The sequence below is a fragment of the Salimicrobium salexigens genome, from assembly GCF_900156705.1.
GTDB lineage: Bacteria > Bacillota > Bacilli > Bacillales > Halobacillaceae > Salimicrobium > Salimicrobium album.
The window spans coordinates 91,530-110,933 of the sequence record NZ_FTOK01000004.1; the positions used below are offsets into that span (position 1 = coordinate 91,530).

17 protein-coding genes and 1 riboswitch are annotated in these 19,404 nt (G+C 49.4%); all 17 genes read left to right on the forward strand.

The genetic code is table 11. The features are described from left to right. The first annotated feature begins 68 nt into the window (after window positions 1–68). The 17 genes from BW931_RS06085 (at window position 69) to BW931_RS06160 (ending at window position 19,364) form a co-directional block, all read left to right on the forward strand. On the forward strand, window positions 69–1,169 hold the full coding sequence (locus BW931_RS06085; protein WP_076570842.1) for a flagellin N-terminal helical domain-containing protein: 1,101 nt from the start codon (window positions 69–71) through the stop codon (window positions 1,167–1,169). Between the two features lie 147 nt (window positions 1,170–1,316). After that, a complete protein-coding gene (gene fliD, locus BW931_RS06090) occupies window positions 1,317–3,425 on the forward strand; it encodes a flagellar filament capping protein FliD (RefSeq protein ID WP_159435671.1) in 2,109 nt (702 codons plus the stop codon). A 15-nt stretch (window positions 3,426–3,440) separates the two neighbouring features. Then, window positions 3,441–3,830: a flagellar export chaperone FliS gene (fliS, locus tag BW931_RS06095; protein ID WP_076570846.1), complete on the forward strand. Its 390-nt coding sequence runs from the start codon at window positions 3,441–3,443 to the stop codon at window positions 3,828–3,830. Then, a complete protein-coding gene (locus tag BW931_RS06100) occupies window positions 3,830–4,174 on the forward strand; it encodes a flagellar protein FliT (protein WP_076570848.1) in 345 nt (114 codons plus the stop codon). Before fliS ends, BW931_RS06100 begins: the two co-directional genes overlap by 1 nt. Before the next feature lie 226 nt (window positions 4,175–4,400). Beyond that, entirely contained in the window at window positions 4,401–5,180 is a 780-nt protein-coding gene (gene cysQ, locus BW931_RS06105) for a 3'(2'),5'-bisphosphate nucleotidase CysQ (protein ID WP_084193867.1), read from the forward strand. 155 nt (window positions 5,181–5,335) lie between these two features. Next, entirely contained in the window at window positions 5,336–5,887 is a 552-nt protein-coding gene (gene hpf, locus BW931_RS06110; RefSeq protein WP_076570853.1) for a ribosome hibernation-promoting factor, HPF/YfiA family, read from the forward strand. Window positions 5,888–6,169: 282 nt separating this feature from the next. Further along, the gene (locus BW931_RS13500; RefSeq protein WP_159435672.1) at window positions 6,170–6,313 is read left to right on the forward strand and encodes a DUF4806 domain-containing protein; all 144 of its coding nucleotides are present in this window, start codon (window positions 6,170–6,172) and stop codon (window positions 6,311–6,313) included. An 84-nt stretch (window positions 6,314–6,397) separates the two neighbouring features. Next, on the forward strand, window positions 6,398–8,911 hold the full coding sequence (secA, locus tag BW931_RS06115) for a preprotein translocase subunit SecA (protein WP_076570856.1): 2,514 nt from the start codon (window positions 6,398–6,400) through the stop codon (window positions 8,909–8,911). A gap of 51 nt (window positions 8,912–8,962) precedes the next feature. Continuing rightward, a protein-coding gene (gene prfB, locus BW931_RS06120) for a peptide chain release factor 2 (RefSeq protein WP_179946307.1) occupies window positions 8,963–10,067 on the forward strand; the annotation gives its coding sequence in 2 pieces (ribosomal slippage) (window positions 8,963–9,034 and window positions 9,036–10,067; 1,104 coding nt in all). Between the two features lie 205 nt (window positions 10,068–10,272). After that, a complete protein-coding gene (locus BW931_RS06125; protein WP_076571096.1) occupies window positions 10,273–11,112 on the forward strand; it encodes a YitT family protein in 840 nt (279 codons plus the stop codon). A 43-nt stretch (window positions 11,113–11,155) separates the two neighbouring features. Continuing rightward, window positions 11,156–11,530 carry a cytochrome c551 gene (gene cccB / locus BW931_RS06130; protein WP_008587044.1) on the forward strand — a complete coding sequence of 125 codons (375 nt, stop codon included), beginning with the start codon at window positions 11,156–11,158 and terminating at the stop codon, window positions 11,528–11,530. A gap of 236 nt (window positions 11,531–11,766) precedes the next feature. Continuing rightward, entirely contained in the window at window positions 11,767–12,453 is a 687-nt protein-coding gene (gene ftsE, locus BW931_RS06135) for a cell division ATP-binding protein FtsE (protein WP_076570859.1), read from the forward strand. After that, window positions 12,443–13,336, forward strand: a complete 894-nt coding sequence (gene ftsX, locus BW931_RS06140; RefSeq protein ID WP_008587048.1) for a permease-like cell division protein FtsX — start codon at window positions 12,443–12,445, stop codon at window positions 13,334–13,336. Before ftsE ends, ftsX begins: the two co-directional genes overlap by 11 nt. Window positions 13,337–13,361: 25 nt before the next feature. After that, window positions 13,362–14,888, forward strand: coding sequence for a murein hydrolase activator EnvC family protein (locus BW931_RS13815; RefSeq protein ID WP_076570861.1), 1,527 nt, complete (start codon window positions 13,362–13,364; stop codon window positions 14,886–14,888). 211 nt (window positions 14,889–15,099) lie between these two features. Then, window positions 15,100–15,185: riboswitch (cyclic di-GMP riboswitch) on the forward strand. A gap of 566 nt (window positions 15,186–15,751) precedes the next feature. Next, the gene (locus BW931_RS06150) at window positions 15,752–17,248 is read left to right on the forward strand and encodes a S41 family peptidase (RefSeq protein ID WP_076570864.1); all 1,497 of its coding nucleotides are present in this window, start codon (window positions 15,752–15,754) and stop codon (window positions 17,246–17,248) included. Window positions 17,249–17,447: 199 nt separating this feature from the next. Then, window positions 17,448–18,293: an ABC transporter ATP-binding protein gene (locus tag BW931_RS06155; protein WP_076570867.1), complete on the forward strand. Its 846-nt coding sequence runs from the start codon at window positions 17,448–17,450 to the stop codon at window positions 18,291–18,293. A 183-nt stretch (window positions 18,294–18,476) separates the two neighbouring features. Next, window positions 18,477–19,364 carry a COX15/CtaA family protein gene (locus BW931_RS06160; RefSeq protein ID WP_076570869.1) on the forward strand — a complete coding sequence of 296 codons (888 nt, stop codon included), beginning with the start codon at window positions 18,477–18,479 and terminating at the stop codon, window positions 19,362–19,364. The last annotated feature ends 40 nt before the right edge of the window (window positions 19,365–19,404 follow it).

Here is a 19,404-nt window from a genome sequence, read left to right on the forward strand (position 1 = left end):
CCTTTGGCAACACACATCTTAACTATTCCACAAGGACGTGGAATCTAAAATCAGGGAGGATACTAATTATGCGTATTAATCACAACATTGCAGCTCTAAACACTCACCGTCAGTTGAACAGTGCCAACAATGCACAACAGAATTCTATGGAGAAACTGTCATCTGGTCTTCGTATTAACAGTGCTAAAGATGACGCAGCGGGTCTTGCGATTTCCGAGAAGATGCGTGGCCAGATTCGCGGACTGGATATGGCGGCGAAAAACTCTCAAGACGCTACGTCTATGATTCAAACAGCCGAGGGTGCCTTAAACGAAACACACTCAATTCTTCAACGTATGCGTGAATTAGCTGTCCAGGGTGCTAACGACACAAACGTGGGACAAGACAGAGACGCTATCCAAGAAGAATTGAACGAGTTAAAAAATGAAATTGACCGTATCGGAAACACTACTGAGTTTAACAAACAAACGCTACTTAATGGAGGACTCGGGGGTTCTGTTGACCAAGACTCAAATACTACTACTGTATTAGCAGCAACTGGTGTAGCAAGTGTTACTACCAATGGGTCTCCGGCAGATACTTACACAATTTCTACTTCTACTGCTGGCGAGCTAACTATGACTAATGGTGCTGGAGATAAAACTCAGACGATCTCCAATGCTGATGGGGCCCAAGATTTGAACTTCTCTGAATTTGGAATTACTATCAAAACAAATGCTGGATATACAGCTGATGCTGCGATTGGTGATGTTCAGGTTAATTCTGGTGCAGTTACATTTCAAATCGGTGCTAACGAAGACCAAAATTTAACATTGGGGATTAACAACATGAAAACAGACGGGGTCTTAGATTTAGCAGCTGCTGGTAAAGTTGATGTTTCTACACACGATGCAGCTAAAGCATCAATTACAAATATTGAATCAGCGATTACTAAGGTTTCTGAAGAACGCTCTAAACTTGGTGCGTTTCAAAACCGTCTGGATCATACTATCAATAACCTGAATACATCTTCTGAAAACCTGACTGCGGCGGAGTCCCGTATCCGTGACGTAGACATGGCGAAGGAAATGATGAACCAGACGAAACAAAGTATTCTTTCCCAGGCTTCTCAGGCTATGCTTGCAAAAGCGAACCAGCAGCCGCAGGGAGTTCTGCAGCTTCTTCGTTAATATTGAATCCATTATTAGAGACTCCACTTCGGAGTCTCTCTTTTTATGGCATTATCCCTCTTTAACGCTCTTAACTTTTCCTGTTTTAAGCCGATACATACTATAACGAAAGACATCGCCAATCCTAAAAACTAAGCAGGTGAAATGATGAGTGATATGAGAATCGGAGGACTTGCCTCCGGGATGGATACCGATAAAATCATCAGTGATCTGATGAAAGCGGAGCGCATGCCGCTAAAAAAAATGGAACAGGAACAGACCTCTCTTGAGTGGAAGAGGGATGACTACCGGGAAGTGAACACGAAACTGCTCGGCTTCCGTGAAGAACTGGTGAACATGAAATTATCAGGAGCATACCGGGCCCGCACCACTTCTTCCACGCATGAGAATCTGGCCAGCATTACTGCCACTTCTGCCGCTTCGGAGACAGGCTACTCACTCCAATCCGTATCGCAGCTGGCGACTTCTGCGACGAAAGTGAACAGTGATACTCTGTTCAATACAAAAGATCAGATCAGCGCCTCCCAGTCATTTGCGGAACTGGAGGCCAGCGGAAGTCTTGCCACGAGTGGCAGCTGGACGTGGCAGACGGGAAGCGTCGAGAAGTATTCGACTTCGATCGGGGAAGCGACGGCGACTCCGACTGTTCCCCTGAAAGAAGGAGCTTCGATTCAGAATCCGCTGTCCGAGATGATGGTGAAAGTGGACGGGAAACGGTTTGACGTCGTAGCGACGGAAGCGGAGATCGATGAGAATTCGGTCATGGTGGATGCTTCTACCGGAGAACTGAGTTTTGCCACTCCGCTCGAGTCGAAAGCCCGGCTTGAAGTGTCCTACGTAGCCGATCGGGCGGTGGAGAGTTCCGTCACAGGAGCCGATACGAACACCTTTACCTTGAAAAAAGAGGCGATTGTCCCGGATAGCCTGACGGTAACCGTGGACGGGGCTTCCGGAACAGCGACCTATACGACCGATGCGAACGGGGACATATGGAACGAAGCGAAGGATGCGGTCATTGGAAAACTCGATGCCGGAAGCGGGAAAATCACGTTCAATGAGGCAGTGGAGGCAAAGGCGGAAGTGACGTTCACCTACCAGGAGAACTATACCACTTCTTCCCTCGGCGCCCACACGTCGGACGGACCGAAAGAAGAGCTGTTTTTCATCCAGGCCTCCGATTCGGTGAACGACTTCGTCAAAGACGTAAATGATGCCGATACCGGCGTCCGCATGTTTTTTGACGACTTCACCGGCCAGGTGAGCGTCAGCCGTACCGAGACCGGGAACTTCAACGGCCAGGGGTCAGGGAGTGCGGGGTATGGACAGAACGCCGATCATCAGGAAATTTTCACGTCCGGGGCATTTATACACAACGGGCTGTTGTTCGGAGGTGTGGAAGAAACAGGCGGAGCTAACGCGAAGCTGGAGTTGAACAGCCTGCAGACGGAGCGGTCGTCCAACAATTTTTCCATGAACGGCGTTACGTTCAATCTGAAGGACACGTTCGGAGCGCCGGGGACGAACAATCCAGGAACTTCCGGAGTGAATTTATCCGTCAGCAACGATACCGAAGCCGTATTTGAAAACATTAAGAACTTCGTCGATAAATATAACGAAACGATCGAATTTCTGAACGATAAAGTGAGTGAAGAGTTTTACCGGGATTACAAGCCGCTGAGCGACGAGGAACGGGAAGCGATGACGGATAAACAGGGAGAGCTGTGGGATGAGAAAGCCCAGAGCGGCCTGCTTCGGAATGACCGGACGATCCGGAGTGCCTTAAGCGAGATGCGTCAGGGATTCTATACGCCTGTTAGTAATCCCGAGATCAGTTCGGAATTCCAGCAGCTTTCGCGCATCGGTATTACGACCACCTCCAATTACCTGGAGGGTGGCAAACTTAAAATAAATGAAGCCGAACTGAAAAAAGCGATTCAGGAAGACCCGGAGTCGGTGGAGAAGCTGTTCACCTCATCGGATGAGGACTACGGCAGGAAGGGGATCGTTCAGCGCGTCTACGACTCTACGCTGCAGACGATGGAGAAGATTACCGATAAAGCCGGCAACCAGTTCCAGTCGCAGAACCAGTATTCCATCGGGAAAGATCTTAAAGGGCTGAAGGAAGAAATGAGCGATTTTGAAAACAGGCTGAATCAAATTGAAGACAGATACTGGAGAGAGTTCGGGGCGATGGAGAAAGCGATTCAGAAGATGAATCAGCAGTCGGCCTACATTATGCAGAATTTCAGCTATTAACAGAGGGGGTATTACATGTCCATCCAGGCGTACGAAAACAACACAGTGGAGACAGCGTCCCAGGGCGAGCTCGTACTGAAACTGTACAACGGATTCATCAAGTTCATAAAAGCATCCGGCAAAGCAATGGAGAACAACGACATAGAGAAGAAGAACCTGAATATCCAGAAAGCACAGCGTATCGTTCAGGAACTGATTATAACGACCGATCCGTCGTACGACATCAGCCAGCAGATTCTGCCGTTGTATGAATACATGAACCGCCGGCTGCTGGAAGCGAACACGAAGAATGACCGGGAAATCCTTGACGAAGTGCAGGGTCTGGCCGAGGAGTTCCGCGATACGTGGAAGGAAGTTCTTATACAAACGCGGAAAGCGGAATACAGTAAGGGCGGGAACGTGTAGTGGCGACGTGGGAAGAATTTTCGGCCATCACGCGCCATCTCGAAGGAGTGGTGCAGAGAAAGACGCTGAACCGCTCTGAACAGGTAAGTGAAATCGAAGAACTGGTCGACAAGCGCGGGCGTATGATGCAGACCCTGCCGGAGCCGGGAGAGACGGAGAAATATATTGTAAGAGACGTCCTCGAACGTGACAAAACGATTAACCACCGGCTGGAAATGATTTTCACCGGCGTGAAAGAGGAGATGCGGAACAATAAGAAGCAGAAGTCGACGAAAAATCAGTATACGAATCCGTACCAGAACGTAGCCGGTTCGGACGGTATGTTTCTCGACTCGAGGAAATAGAACGAAGATAAAAAACAACACACAGAACCCTGCGGGCGCGATGTGTTGTTTTTTTGTCTATAGATCTGCTGAACCCCCGCGGCAAGCATCCATCGATAAGCGATTCGTGAGAAACAATAACTTGATTAAGAAGGAGGCCTCCTCCTGATTGGGGGATTTTTTTACGTTAGAGACATAACGTTTAAGGGTACAAGATACCGTAGTATACAGAATGGAGGTTTCGGTTATGAAGGAAGTAATTCAGGCCGCCTTACGGGCAGGCCAGGAAATCATGAACGTATATGAAACGGATTTTGACGTGGAAGAGAAACAGGACCACTCCCCGATTACGAAAGCGGACGAGAAAGCACACGACATCATCGTGAAGCATCTCGAGGAGTATGACCCGTCCATCCCCATCCTCAGTGAGGAAGGGGCGCAGGTGTCCTACTCGAAGCGTCAGGACTGGGACGAATACTGGCTCGTCGACCCGCTCGATGGCACGAAGGAATTCGTGAAGCGTAACGGAGAGTTTACCGTGAACATCGCCCTCATCCGTGAAGGAAAACCGGTGTACGGTGTCATCTACGCTCCGGCACTGCAGGATTTGTACGTCGCCGACGCCGAAAAAGGTGCCTATAAATTCACGTCGGTCCTCGATAACTACAAAGACGGTCTCGACGCGCTCCGTCTGCCTGCGATCGAAGCGAACAACGGCACGGCTACCGTGATCGTGAGCCGCTCTCACCAGTCGGAAGAAGAAGAGAGCTTCATCAACCGCGTAAGTGAGAACTACAGTTCCGTAAACACCCTCACTTCCGGAAGCTCGCTGAAACTGTGTCTCGTCGCAGAAGGTGTGGCCGACTTCTACCCGCGCTTCAAACCGACGATGGAATGGGACACGGCTGCCGGTCAGGCCGTAGTGGAAATCGCCGGAGGCAAGGTGCACGTCGCGAACACCGACAAGGATCTCACGTACAATAAGGAAGATCTGGAAAACCCTTCCTTCGTCGCTTCCCGAAACTGATAAATATTATATAAATGGAAACCGGGGAACCTCATACAACAGAGGTTCTCCAACCTTTTTATCATTTTTTAGATAATTCGCGCTAGTTTATGCAGGAATCGCCAGGGGTATGGTAGAATGTAAGGTATATAAGGATGAAAGGAGGACACTTCTATATGTTCCAATTTAATATTCGTGGAGAAAACTTAGAAGTGACAGATTCTATTAGAGATTATGTGGAGAAAAAGGTGACGAAACTTGAGCGTTACTTTGACACTCCCCCATCTTCTGAGGTCCACGTAAACTTAAGTGTCTACAACAAAGAGCAGACGATTGAGGTGACAGTTCCGATGAAAAACCTTCTGCTTCGGGCGGAAGAGCATAACGCGGATCTATACGCTGCGGTCGATCTCGTTGTAGATAAATTAGAACGTCAAATCCGTAAACATAAAACGAAAGTGAACCGCAAGGCTCGCCAGGAAGGTGCTCCTAAACACGTATTTGCCGAAATGGAAAGAGACGCCCAGAATCGTCTGGATGAGGACGATGAGGAAGTGAAGATCGTCCGTACGAAACGGTTCGATCTGAAGCCGATGGTTTCCGAGGAAGCTGCCCTTCAGATGGATATGCTTGGACACAGTTTCTACGTATTTACGAATGCGGAAACGGATGAAACGAACATCGTATATAAACGTCGTGACGGCCGCTACGGTCTGATCGAGACCTGATATCCCCCCTTGTAGTGATACGGGGAAATGAAGAACGGAGCACCGGATAACGGTATTTAAAATAGCGGGCTGCATGGGAGGACAATCCCTGTGCAGTCCGCTTTTCTCATGACGATTGCAACGTACGGCGAATTTTTACTCACTTTTTACATAAAAATGAAAAGTTCACAGGTGCAAAATCGGTTTTCTCCCTCATATAAGCGCCCTGAATGCCTTTCTTCCATCTTTGTCATCCATAAGCCGGATGTGCTATAAAAAGGTAAAGAAAAGGAGCGATGTGGTATGTGCGGGAAATGCGAACGTCTGGAAGCGAGAGTCCGGCAGCAGGAGGAGACGGTGGCTCAGCTCATTGAAATGATAGCCTCCGTAAACGGAAAGATGCAGTCGTTGAGCGAGAAGGAAAAAGGAGTCCGCGGGAGGCGGTGATTAGTTGTCACGCCTGTTCGGCTAGTGTTATCATATAGAATGGATATATTTACGATATTGCTATGATACAGAGGAGCGTTCAACATGCTTGGATCATTGAAAAAAATATTTGGAGACGGGAACCAGCGTGAAATCAAACGTCTGCAGAAAATTGTCGATAAGATTGAAGCCCTGGAACCGGAAATAGAAAAGCTTACAGATGAAGAACTGCGTCAGAAAACAGATGAATTCAAAAAACGCTACGAAGACGGGGAAACGCTTGATGATCTGCTTAATGAAGCCTACGCCGTCGTCCGTGAAGGGGCGAAGCGCGTATTAGGTATGCGTCCGTTCCCGGTACAGATCATGGGGGCGATTTCCATGCACGAGGGGAATATTGCCGAGATGAAGACCGGGGAAGGGAAAACACTCGCGTCCACTATGCCTGCCTATTTAAATGCCCTGTCCGGCGAGGGCGTCCACATCGTCACTGTGAACGATTATCTGGCGAGCCGTGACTCGGAGGATATGGGAGAGCTTTACGACTTCCTCGGACTGACGACCGGACTGAATGCGAACGGCCTGTCTAAAGAAGAGAAGCGCGCGGCTTACAATGCGGATATTACGTACGGAACGAACAACGAGTACGGGTTCGATTACCTGCGCGATAATATGGTGCTGTACAAGGAACAGATGGTACAGCGGCCGCTTCCATTTGCAATTATTGACGAAGTCGACTCGATCCTTATCGATGAAGCGCGTACGCCGCTCATCATTTCGGGAACGGCGAAAAAGTCGGCGGATATGTACAATGCGGCCAATGCGTTCGTACGTCTGCTGAAGATAGATGAAGACTTCACGTATGACGAAAAGACGAAAAACGTTCAGCTGACTGAAGACGGTATCGATAAAGCGGAGCGCTATTTCAAAATTGAGAACCTGTTCGATCTCGGTAACGTGGCGCTCATCCACCACATTAACCAGGGTCTGAAAGCCCAGGAGACGATGCACCGCGATGCGGACTACGTCGTACAGGACGGGGAAGTCGTTATCGTCGACCAGTTTACGGGCCGCCTTATGCAGGGCCGCCGCTACAGTGACGGTCTGCACCAGGCAATCGAAGCGAAGGAAGGACTGCCGATTCAGAATGAAAGTATGACGCTTGCGTCCATCACGTTCCAGAACTTCTTCCGTATGTACGATAAGATTGCCGGTATGACCGGTACGGCGAAGACGGAAGCCGAAGAGTTTCTGAGCATCTACAATATGCACGTCGTCCAGATTCCTACGAATAAACAGATTATCAGGGAGGACCATGCCGATCTTGTATATAAAACGACCGACGGGAAGTTCCGTGCCGTCGTTGAAGAAATCAAGGAACGGTACGAAAAAGGGCAGCCTGTTCTTGTCGGTACCGTGGCGGTCGAGACGAGTGAAATCATTTCCCGTTACTTGAAGAAAGCGGGCGTGCCGCACAACGTGCTGAACGCGAAGAACCACTTCCGGGAAGCGGAAATCATCGAAAATGCCGGCCAGAAAGGTGCTATCACGATTGCGACCAACATGGCCGGCCGTGGTACGGACATCAAACTCGGCGAAGGCGTCGTCGATCTCGGCGGTCTTGCGGTTATTGGTACCGAACGTCACGAATCGCGACGGATCGATAACCAGCTCCGTGGCCGTTCCGGTCGTCAGGGAGACCCCGGTATGTCACGGTTTTACCTTTCGACCGACGATGAACTGATGCGCCGGTTCGCCTCCGATAACGTCCGCAGCATGATGGAGCGTCTCGGCATGGATGATTCTCAGCCGATCGAGAGTAAAATGATCTCCCGCGCCGTGGAATCTGCCCAGCGCCGCGTGGAAGGAAACAACTTCGATGCGCGTAAGACGATCCTCTCTTTCGACGACGTCCTCCGCCAGCAGCGGGAAGTCATTTATAAGCAGCGCTATGAAGTGCTCACTTCCGAGAATCTGCGGGAAATCGTCGAGCAGATGATCGAGCGTACGGTCGCGCGTACCGTGCAGGCCCATACGGCTGATGAAGTCGATGAAAACTGGGAAATCGACGCCATCGTCAACTATTTGCGTTCGAATCTGCTGATGGAAGGCGACATTTCGGAAGACGATCTTAAAGGGAAAGAACCGGAAGAGATGAAAGAGCTTATTATGAAGAAAATACTCGAGCGCTACGATGAGAAAGAAGCGGAGCTCACCGAAGAACAGATGCGTGAGTTCGAGAAAGTTATTCTTCTTCGTACCGTGGACCAGAAATGGATGGATCACATTGACCAGATGGATCAGCTTCGTCAGGGAATCCACCTGCGTGCCTACGGACAGAATGACCCTCTCCAGGAATATCAGATGGAAGGGTTCCGCATGTTCGAGGAAATGGTCCAGGCGATCGATGAAGAGTCGAGCCGCTACGTCATGAAAGCGGAGATCCGCAACAACCTGCAGCGTCAGGAAGTTGCCGAAGGAGCCACCGCCGTTTCCGGAGATGGGGAAACCAAAGAGAAGAAAAAAGCGAAACCGTACGTGAAGCAGGATACGGTCGGACGTAACGACCCGTGTCCGTGCGGAAGCGGCAAGAAATATAAAAACTGCCACGGCAGCTGATTCATCCCCTGATTTTGGGGAGGTACACATTATTTAGGAGTGATCAGTAAAATGGAAATGTCAGAAATCAAGCACAAGCTGGACGAAGCGAGCCGGCAACTACAGAACTTCAGGGGGTCTCTTTGACGTCGATCAGCGGAAGACCCGAATCGCCGAACTTGAAGAGCAGATGACCGAGCCCGACTTCTGGAACGACCAGGAGACGGCTCAGGAAGTCATCCAGGAAGTGAATGGACTGAAAGGCCTCGTGCACACACTGGAGGATTATGAAGAAACCCTCGGAAACCTGGAAGTCTCCTATGAACTGGTGAAAGAGGAAGAAGACGAGGAACTGCGTGCGGATCTTGAGACGGAGACCGAGCAGCTTCATAAGGACCTTGATCAATTCGAGCTCGACATCCTTCTGAGCGAACCTTACGATAAGAACAATGCGATTCTCGAGCTGCATCCCGGTGCGGGCGGTACGGAATCGCAGGACTGGACGAGCATGCTTCTTCGTATGTATAAGCGCTGGGCCGAATCCCGCGGGTTCAAGGTGGAAACCCTCGATTACCTTCCCGGGGACGAAGCCGGTGTGAAGAGCGTCACGCTCATGATCAAAGGGCACAACGCCTACGGCTATCTGAAAGCAGAAAAAGGGGTGCACCGTCTCGTACGTATTTCACCTTTCGATTCTTCCGGACGTCGCCACACGTCATTCGCCTCCTGCGAAGTGATGCCGGAGTTCAACGATGAAGTGGAGATCGACGTGAAGAACGAAGATCTGAAAATCGATACGTACCGGGCAAGCGGTGCCGGCGGTCAGCACGTCAATACGACGGACTCGGCCGTCCGTATCACCCACCTGCCGACGAACACGATTGTGACGTGTCAAAATGAGCGGTCCCAGATCAAAAACCGGGAGCAGGCCATGAAAATGCTGAAGTCGAAGCTGTACCAGCAGGAAATTGAACGGCAGCAGCAGGAAATGGACGAAATCCGCGGAGAACAGAAAGAAATCGGATGGGGGAGCCAGATCCGCTCTTACGTCTTCCATCCATACAATATGGTGAAAGACCACCGGACGAATACCGAAAGCGGGAATACCCAGGGCGTCATGGACGGACAGCTGAACATGTTCATCAATGCCTACCTGCGTTCCCGGATGGACGGGTAACACCATCCGTATAAAAGACACGGCGAACACTTTCGCTGTGTCTTTTCTTTTGTTCCCGGAACCCGCCTTCCGGTATGGATCCCTTTAACGTAGCAGTACGTTATCTTGCTGTCATTTACAGAAAAATGCGGTACTGGTATACTCCTTAACGGTTAAAGATTGGAGGGGTTCCGTGGTTACACTGGATAAATATCGGAGAGAACCGATGCCGCCCCGGATGCGGCTGGCGATAGAATTCTCCTACGTCATTATCGGTTCTTTATTCATAGCACTTGCATTCAACCTGTTCCTGCTTCCGAACAATATCGCCTCCGGCGGTGTGGCGGGTATCAGTACGATTACGAAAGATGTGTTCGGCTGGGAACCCGGAATTGTGCAGTGGGTGTTGAACATCCTGTTTTTCTCGATGGGACTGTTCATCCTCGGAAAAAATTTCGGAATCAAATCTCTCGTCGGGACGCTCATTCTACCATTTTTCGTCCTGATTACGAGTGACGTTGTAACACCGACGGAAGACCCGCTGCTCGGGGCCATCTTCGGCGGAATGGGGATCGGTCTCGGCCTCGGTATCGTCTTCCGCGGGCGGGCGTCGACGGGCGGAGTGGATCTTGGAGCACAGGTGCTCCACAAATTCACGAAGCTGCCTCTAGGTATCTGTATCGCCATTCTCGACGGAACGATCGTATTCTCCTCCGCTATCGTATTCTCGGTGGAGGAGGGTCTTTATGCCCTTATCTCTTTATTCATTACGAGCCGTACGATCGATCTCGTCCAGGTCGGTTTCAATACGTCGAAAAACGTCATGATCATTTCAAAAAAAGAAATGGAAGTGAGACGTGCACTCCTGAATGATATCGACCGCGGGGTAACAGTGCTGAGAGGGGCCGGCGGGTATACCGAGGAAGACCGCCCGGTCATTATGTGCGTCGTGCAGCAGAACGAGTTCACGAAACTGACACGTACTATTAAGGAAATCGATCCGGGAGCCTTCATTGTAACGATGAACGCAACGGAAGTTCTCGGTGAGGGTTTCAAAACTTCCTGAATAGGTTATAATGACAATATATGAAAATTTAAGGAGGTATTATATGAAGTGGAAATTGTTGACGGTCCTGTTCGCTGCTATGTTTGTACTTGCAGCCTGTGGGGGAGGCGGAGATGAAGGATCCTCCGGTGACTCCGGCGGCGACACGGGTACGGAAGAACAGGAAAGTTCCGGTGAAAGCAGCGGCGGTGAAGTGGATTCTGCAGCTGCTGAAGAAGCGTTCCAGGCTAACTGTGCAAGCTGCCACGGCGGTGACCTCGGCGGCGGTGTCGGACCTGCTCTTGATAGTGTAGGAGCTGACATGTCCCAGGATGATATTGTCACTATCATACAGAACGGAAGAGGCGACATGCCGGCTCAGGATGTAGACGAAGAAACTGCTACACAAATTGCAGGCTGGTTGGCTCAGAAAAAATAATACTTACTTTTATCTTCCCGGTGTGACTTTTACACCGGGGAGTTTTTTTATGGGGAAAACGTGACGATTGTTCACTATTGATAACGAATTGTAGTTTTAATGAAATGTAAATGTAACAATTTGTTGAACTAAATAAGATAAAATGAATGATATACTATGTTCAGACTTTCAACAGAGAGAAAAAGAGAAAAAATACGGGAAAGTCGATTTTAAAGAAAAGTATAGGTGGTTAACTTATGATTGAAATGCAGGGAGTTTACAAGACTTACCCTAACGGTGTCACTGCATTGAATGGTCTCGACGTGCGGATTCAACAGGGGGAATTCGTTTACGTGGTAGGACCGAGTGGCGCGGGGAAATCGACGTTCACGAAACTGATTTTCCGGGAGGAGAAACCTTCGAAAGGGAGTATCCACATCAACGATCTGGATCTGGCAGCGATGAAGGAAAGACGGATCCCTAAGCTGCGGCGGAATATCGGAGTCGTTTATCAGGACTTCCGTCTGCTGCCGAGACTTACCGTTTACGAAAACGTCGCTTTCGCTCTTGAAGTGATCGAAGAGCGCCCGGCCGAAATCAAGACCCGCGTTATGGACGTTCTCGAACAGGTGCGGCTCAAGAACAAAGCGAGATTCATACCTGACGAGCTCTCAGGGGGAGAGCAGCAGCGTGTATCGATCGCAAGAGCCATCGCCAACCGTCCGCGCATTTTGATTGCGGATGAACCGACCGGGAATCTGGATCCTGAGACCTCATGGGAAATTATGCATATTCTCGAAGAAATAAACCAGACCGGCACGACAATCCTTATGGCTACCCACAACCGTGAAGTGGTGAACCGGGTGCGTAAACGTGTCATTGCTATTGAAGACGGAGTTATCGTACGGGATGAGCGTCGGGGGGATTACGGCTATGAAGATTAGAACGATAGGCCGTCACCTCCGCGAAGGCCGTAAGAGTGTTTTCCGTAACGGGTGGATGACGGTATCGGCCATAGGAGCGACCACGACGACGCTGTTGCTGGTCGGAGTGTTCCTCGCTGTAATGCTGAACCTGAACCAGTTCGCAAATTCCATCGAAAATGATATTGAAGTCCGCGTATTTATCGAACGTACTGCAGATGAAAGTCAGGTCGAACAGCTCGGTGATGATATCGAAGCGATCAATGAAGTGGCTTCGGTGGAATACTCATCCAAAGACGAAGAGCTTGAAGGGCTCGTGGACAGTCTCGGAGATGAGGGGAAAGCGTTCGAACTGTTCGATCAGACGAATCCGCTCAATGACGTGTTCGTCATTGATCCCTCCAGCCCTTCCGCCGCAGATTCCATCGCCTCCGATGTCAGGGAGCTGAAGTTCGTGGATGAAGTGGATTACGGAGAGGAAGTCGTGCAGAGAATTTTTACTTTCAATGAATATGCACGCACCATAGGCCTTGTGCTCATTATAGGTCTCGTTTTTACGGCTATATTCCTTATTTCGAATACGGTACGTATAACGATAGTGGCAAGAAGAAAAGAAATCGGAATCATGAAGCTCGTCGGGGCGACCAATGCGTTCATACGCTGGCCTTTCTTCATTGAAGGGATGCTTCTCGGCCTGCTTGGCTCTATCATCCCGATTGCGGCTGTAACCGGAGGTTATTATTACCTTTATTATCATTTGAGAGATTCGATCAATTTCGATTTCGTCCAGCTTCTGCCTTTTAATCCATTCATATGGCAGCTGTCGGGACTTATTCTGGCAATAGGCGTGTTCATCGGCATTTGGGGAAGTGTGATGAGCGTGCGTAAATTCTTGAAAGTATAGACAGTCTTAGGGAGGAATACGGGAAATGAACAAAGGACCATCCATGCTGTTGATAACAGCACTAATTGCAGCTTTACTATTCACCGCCCTTCCGGGGAGCGCATTTGCGAATCTCGGCAGCGTAAATAATAAGATCAGCAATTTACAGGAAGAAAAGAAAAACGTCGACGATAAGCAGAATGACGTATCCGAAGAGAAGAACCAGAAAGAAACGGAACTCTCCGAAAACGAAAAGAAACAGGCGAAAGAGGAAGAAGCGATTAAAAAGATAGATTCGAAGCTTTCCGATACGCTTGCGAAACTGAGAGAGAAAGAAGACGAAATCTCGGCAACGAAAGAAGAGATCGAAGAACTTAAGAAAGAAATCGCCGACCTTGAAGAAAGTATAACCAAAAGGGAAGAGATCCTGACGGACCGTCTCCGTTCACTTCAGCAGAACGGCGGAGACGTGAAGTACCTGGAAGTGCTGCTTGATTCCCAGAGTTTCGGGGACTTTCTGGAACGTGCTTCCGCTGTTACGACCATCATGGACCAGGATAAGAACATCTTCGATACCCACGTGGAAGAGAAGAAAATGCTTGAGAATAAGAAACAGGAACTGGTCGATAAAAAATCTTCACTCGAAGAGCAGAGAGCGGATCTGAAGCAGCTGAAGGCCGATCTCGACAGTCAGTTGAAAGAGAAAGAGAAGCTGATGGAAGAGCTTGAAATAGAACATGGAGAGCTGCACAATACTAAACTTAATCTTGAGGAAGAACAGCAGATCCTCGAGAGACAGGAAGCTTCCATCCAGTCCGCTATTCAGGAAGCGGAAAAACGCGCTGCCGAAATAGAAAAGCAGAAGCGTGAAGAAGAAAGAAAACGGAAAGAAGAAGAACGGAAGAGAAAAGAAGCGGCAGCAGCTAAAGCCGAAGCAGAGGCAAAAGCTGAAGCTGAAGCTGAAGCTGAAGCACAAGCCGCTGAACAGGAAGAAGCAGAACCGGTTGAGGAAACACCGGAAGTGAGCACAGCGAGTGCTTCAGACAGCAGCTCTTCCGCCGCTCCGGAAGAAGCATCCAAGCCTGAAACGTCCACATCCTCAGCAACAGAAAGTCCGGCACCTGAGCCGGAACCTGAACCTGAACCTGAACCTGAACCGGAAGCATCAGCACCCGCTACAGGAGGATTTATAAATCCAGCTCCGGGTCCGGTTACTTCCGAGATGGGCCCTCGCTGGGGTCGCATGCATACGGGAATAGACATCGGCGGAAACGGAATCCCGATTAAAGCCTCCGCTTCCGGCCAGGTCTTCCGTTCGTACCAGTCCGGCTCCTATGGGAATGTCGTTATGCTTACGCATTCCATTAACGGGAAGGTGTATACGACAGTGTACGCCCATATGCAGAACAGAGAAGTATCAGAGGGGGACTGGGTGAGCCAGGGTCAGCAGCTCGGCCTTATGGGGAACACAGGACGGTCCACCGGTCCTCACCTTCACTTTGAATTGCACGAAGGTCGATGGAGTCAGGATAAACGGAACGCCGTCAACCCGCGCAAATATGTCAACTTTTAATAAGAGTTTCCACTTCCCGGGTGTTCGATTAACCCGGGGAGTTTTTTTGTAATAATAAATCTGAATTTTTAAATAAATGTATTGACTTACCCGTTTTATTCATTATAATGAACAGTAAGAGGTGAATAACATTCCCGACAGGAATAGTCGAACTCCTCTTAAAACAGTGCTTTACCCAGCGTGGGCAATGAAACCTTAAATAAATCCTGCTTTAACGAAAAGGCAAACCTTATGAAAATAAGGGACGCAAAGCCATGGGTCTAAGGGAGAATCATCCTAAGACAGCCGGTTATCGAAAAAAGGTGGTGATGATCAGTGACGAATAGCTGTTTGTTGAATACGCACAGTTACGAGGTGAAGCTGCATCCGATGCAGAATTCTCCTTAACATATACGCGTGATTACGAAATGATTGAATCATTGCCCAAAAAACAGACCTTGAAGCAGTATATATAAATACCCACTCTATGTATGGAACGAAGAACACTCCCCCCTTCAATATGATAGATCAACGGATTATAAAAAAATGCCCGGTCTTTTATTAAAACCGGTGAGCACATGAAAGAGTCAGGAGACAACTCCCCGGTCGAGCTCCGGATAAACGTCGCTCTATTTCCCGGGAAATAGTTCCGCTGCTCCCGGTGAGGTCTCCCTCCGATTTTAATGAAGACGAGACATGATGATTCCCGCCGTTACCATCGACTCTCCCACTCTTAAGTCCTGATAACGGTTATTATTAAGCCCTGCTTCTCTCTGAATGAGAGGTGCAGGGTTTTTGAATGTGAAAAAACAATAGAGCGGGTTTCTTTTTCTATGTTAAGATTAGGAAAGTATTTAAGTTCTTCAGAGAAAGGTGCCTTCACTATGAATTGGAAAAATCGTCACATAATTATACTGGCCGTTGTCGCGCTGCTCGTCGGGGCTGCCGGAACGTATATCGGTATGCAGTGGTTCGCTCCGGAAGAGACAGCGACGTCCACAGAGGACTCTTCATCCGGAAAAAGCTTCGGGGACATGACGCAGGAGGAGCAGAAAGCTTTTATAGAGAATGCCCAGGGGTCCTCGAATTTAAAAAAGGTGGAAAAGGCTTACACTCTCATTAACGAACGTTACGTGGAAGATGTGGATAAGAGTACACTCGTCGAAGGTGCCATAGAAGGTATGATCAATAAACTGGATGATCCCTACAGTACGTACATGGATCAGGAGACGATGGAGCAATTCAACCAGTCCATCGAGTCCTCATTTCAGGGGATAGGGGCTGAAGTGAGTATGGTGGACGATAAAGTGACCATCGTTGCACCTATCAAAGGATCTCCCGCCGAGGAAGCGGGGCTGAAGCCGAATGACCAGGTTCTGAAAATAGACGGGGATTCGACGAAGGGTCTCGATCTTCAGGAGGCGGTCAATAAAATACGCGGGGAGAAAGGTACGGAAGTCACGCTCACCGTCGATCGCCCGGGAGCGCCGGAGCCGATTGAAATAACGATCACCCGTGATGATATTCCGAAAGAATCCGTGTACAAGGACACGAAAGAGGTAGACGGAAAGAAAGTCGGCGTCCTTGAAATAACGTCTTTCTCCGAAGAGACGTCGAAAGAGTTCAAGAAACATTTGACCGACCTTGAAGAAGAAGGAATCGAAGGGCTGGTCATTGACGTACGGGGGAATCCCGGCGGACTATTCACAGACGTTCAGGACGTGCTGAAGCAGCTCGTTCCGGACGACAAGCCGATCGTTCAGATCGAAAGCAGGGACGGAGAGAATTCGAAATACTATTCCGAACGCAGTTCCGGAAAAGAGTATCCGATTTCCGTGCTGATTGATGAAGGAAGTGCCTCCGCCTCCGAAATCCTCGCCGCTGCGATGAAAGAGATCGGCGATCACCCGGTGGTCGGTACTACGAGTTTCGGTAAAGGTACAGTGCAGCAGGCCGTGCCGATGGGGGATGGCAGTACGTTGAAACTGACGATGTTTAAATGGCTCACTCCGGATGGCAACTGGATCCATGAAGAAGGTGTGACGCCTACGAAAAAAGTGAAGCAGCCGGCATTTTTCTACACCCATCCCGTAACGGCCGAAAAGACGCTCGATACGTCGTCTTCCGGCGACAAGGTGAAAAACATTCAGCAGATGCTGAAGGGTCTCGGATACGGTAAGACGGAAACGGACGGTTCTTACGGAGAAGGTACGGAAGCTGCCGTAAAAGCGTTCCAGCAGGACCATGATCTGGAAGCCACAGGGGCCGTCAATGAAAAGACGGGCGGTGAGCTTGAGAAACAGGTCGTCGAAGAAGTGCAGAAAGAAGAGAATGACAGACAGATGCAGAAAGCGCTCGACGTCCTTTTCCGGGATGCCTGAGACCGGAAGTCATAAGACCTGCAGCCCGGGCGGCTGCGGGTCTTTTTACAGAGAGAATACGCACGTGGTGAATGAAAACGATTCTCATATTCATTGACAATCCACAACCTGCCACGTAAAATCTTATACAGAAACTATTTTTGTCCCGTCGTATAACTTTGGAAACGATAACCCTACAGAGTATAAAGGGAGAGATCCTATGGATACACTACAAACGAACAAACTCACATTAGGATACGGAGACTCGATCATCATCGACTCACTCGATATAGAAATCCCGAAAGGTGAAATAACCGTCCTGATCGGAAGTAACGGGTGCGGGAAGTCTACGCTTCTACGTTCCCTTGCCCGCCTTCTTAAACCGAAAGACGGCCAGGTGGTACTCGATCAGAAGGATATTTCCCAGATGAAAACGAAAGAGGTAGCCAAAAAGATGGCCATCCTTCCGCAAAGTCCGTCCACTCCGGAAGGTCTTACCGTCTACCAGCTGGTCAAACAGGGTCGTCACCCTTACCAGTCTTTCACGAAACGCTGGTCGAACGATGATGAACAGGCGGTGGAGAAGGCCCTTGTCGATACCAATCTCGTCGAACTGAAAGAAAGAACGGTCGACTCCCTTTCCGGCGGTCAGCGTCAGCGTGCCTGGATTGCGATGACGCTCGCCCAGGACACCGAGACTCTTCTCCTGGATGAGCCGACGACGTATCTCGACATGACCCATCAGATTGAAGTGCTCGATCTTCTGTTCGATCTGAATAAAGATCATGGCAGAACGATCGTAATGGTGCTTCACGACATCAACCTCGCCTGCCGTTATGCCGACCATATCGTAGCGGTCCGCGACCAGACCGTCTATACACAGGGAAGACCTGAAGAAGTGGTTTCCTGTGAAATGATGCATAACGTGTTCGATATGATGTGTGATGTGAGAGAGGATCCTTTGTTCGGTACGCCGATGTGCATCCCGCACGGGAAAGGGCGCTGTCTCATCAAACAGGCGCAGGAAGAAGCGAAACAGAAACAGCACATATATTCCGTTACGTAATCGAACCCTCCTGGACGGGAGGGTTTTTTTATGCGCATCCTCAGGAGAAAATATATCCCCGTTGTACACCTTTTCAATAAAAGTTCATAATTTAAGTGGAAAGGCAGATTTCTAAGTGTGCAGTTTCGTGGTAAGATGAAGATGGATGCTTATGGAAAGTGTTAAAGATAAGGAAGGATACCGATGAAGAAATTTTCTATATTTACAGTGGGAGTAACGTTCCTTTCCCTTATACTCGGCAATCTGGTTGTGGCGACGGATTCAGGCGATGCCTGCGGTACGTCGTGGCCTTTTTGTAATGGAAAAGTGATCCCTGACCTGACAGATTTTCACATACTGGTGGAATATTCCCACCGCCTGTTCATACCGCTCCTGACCGTCGTCACGCTTATTAACGCGGCAGGTGCTATATACTTTTTCAGGAAAAATAGAGCAGTGCTCGCGTTTGCAGTATTGAGTCTGCTGCTTCTCATCATCCAGTCGCTCATCGGTGGATTCAACGTACTCCTCGGTACACCGCCGGGCTTCACGACTCTCGATGTCACTTTCAGTCAGCTGCTCCTTTTGAACAACGTACTGTTAAGTTACAGTCTGCATGAGAAGAAGGTATCGCTTGATAAGAAACACGCCGGTACCGTGAAGATGAGCTACCGCGCTTTCCTGCTCGGATTCCTTTTTTACGTGGCCCAGGTGATATTCGGGGCTTTCTTTAAACACAGCCGGGCAAGCAACGTCATGATGGATATCGGAGCGGAAGAATATCTGATCCGGTCCGAGACGCTGGCGGACGCCCTGTTTTCGATTCACTGGGTAGCCACCGTCGTCATTCTTGTAAGTGCGATATGGTTCATCTTTTATGCTTCCAAATTCAGATATCACGTATTTCTGTCGTGGCTTTATTTCCTCACCATTTTATTGAACGGAGCGGTAGGGCTCGTGATCGTCGTTACCGGAAACGTCATTCTGGCTTCTTCGATACATATGATCCTCTCGACGCTTACGATGATGGTGGGCGGCGCCATACTGGGAGGATACTGGTTCAAGCTTCACCAGCGGACAATGCGCGCCTGACAGATAAAAACAGCGGCTTCGCCTTTCAAAAGGCGGGCCG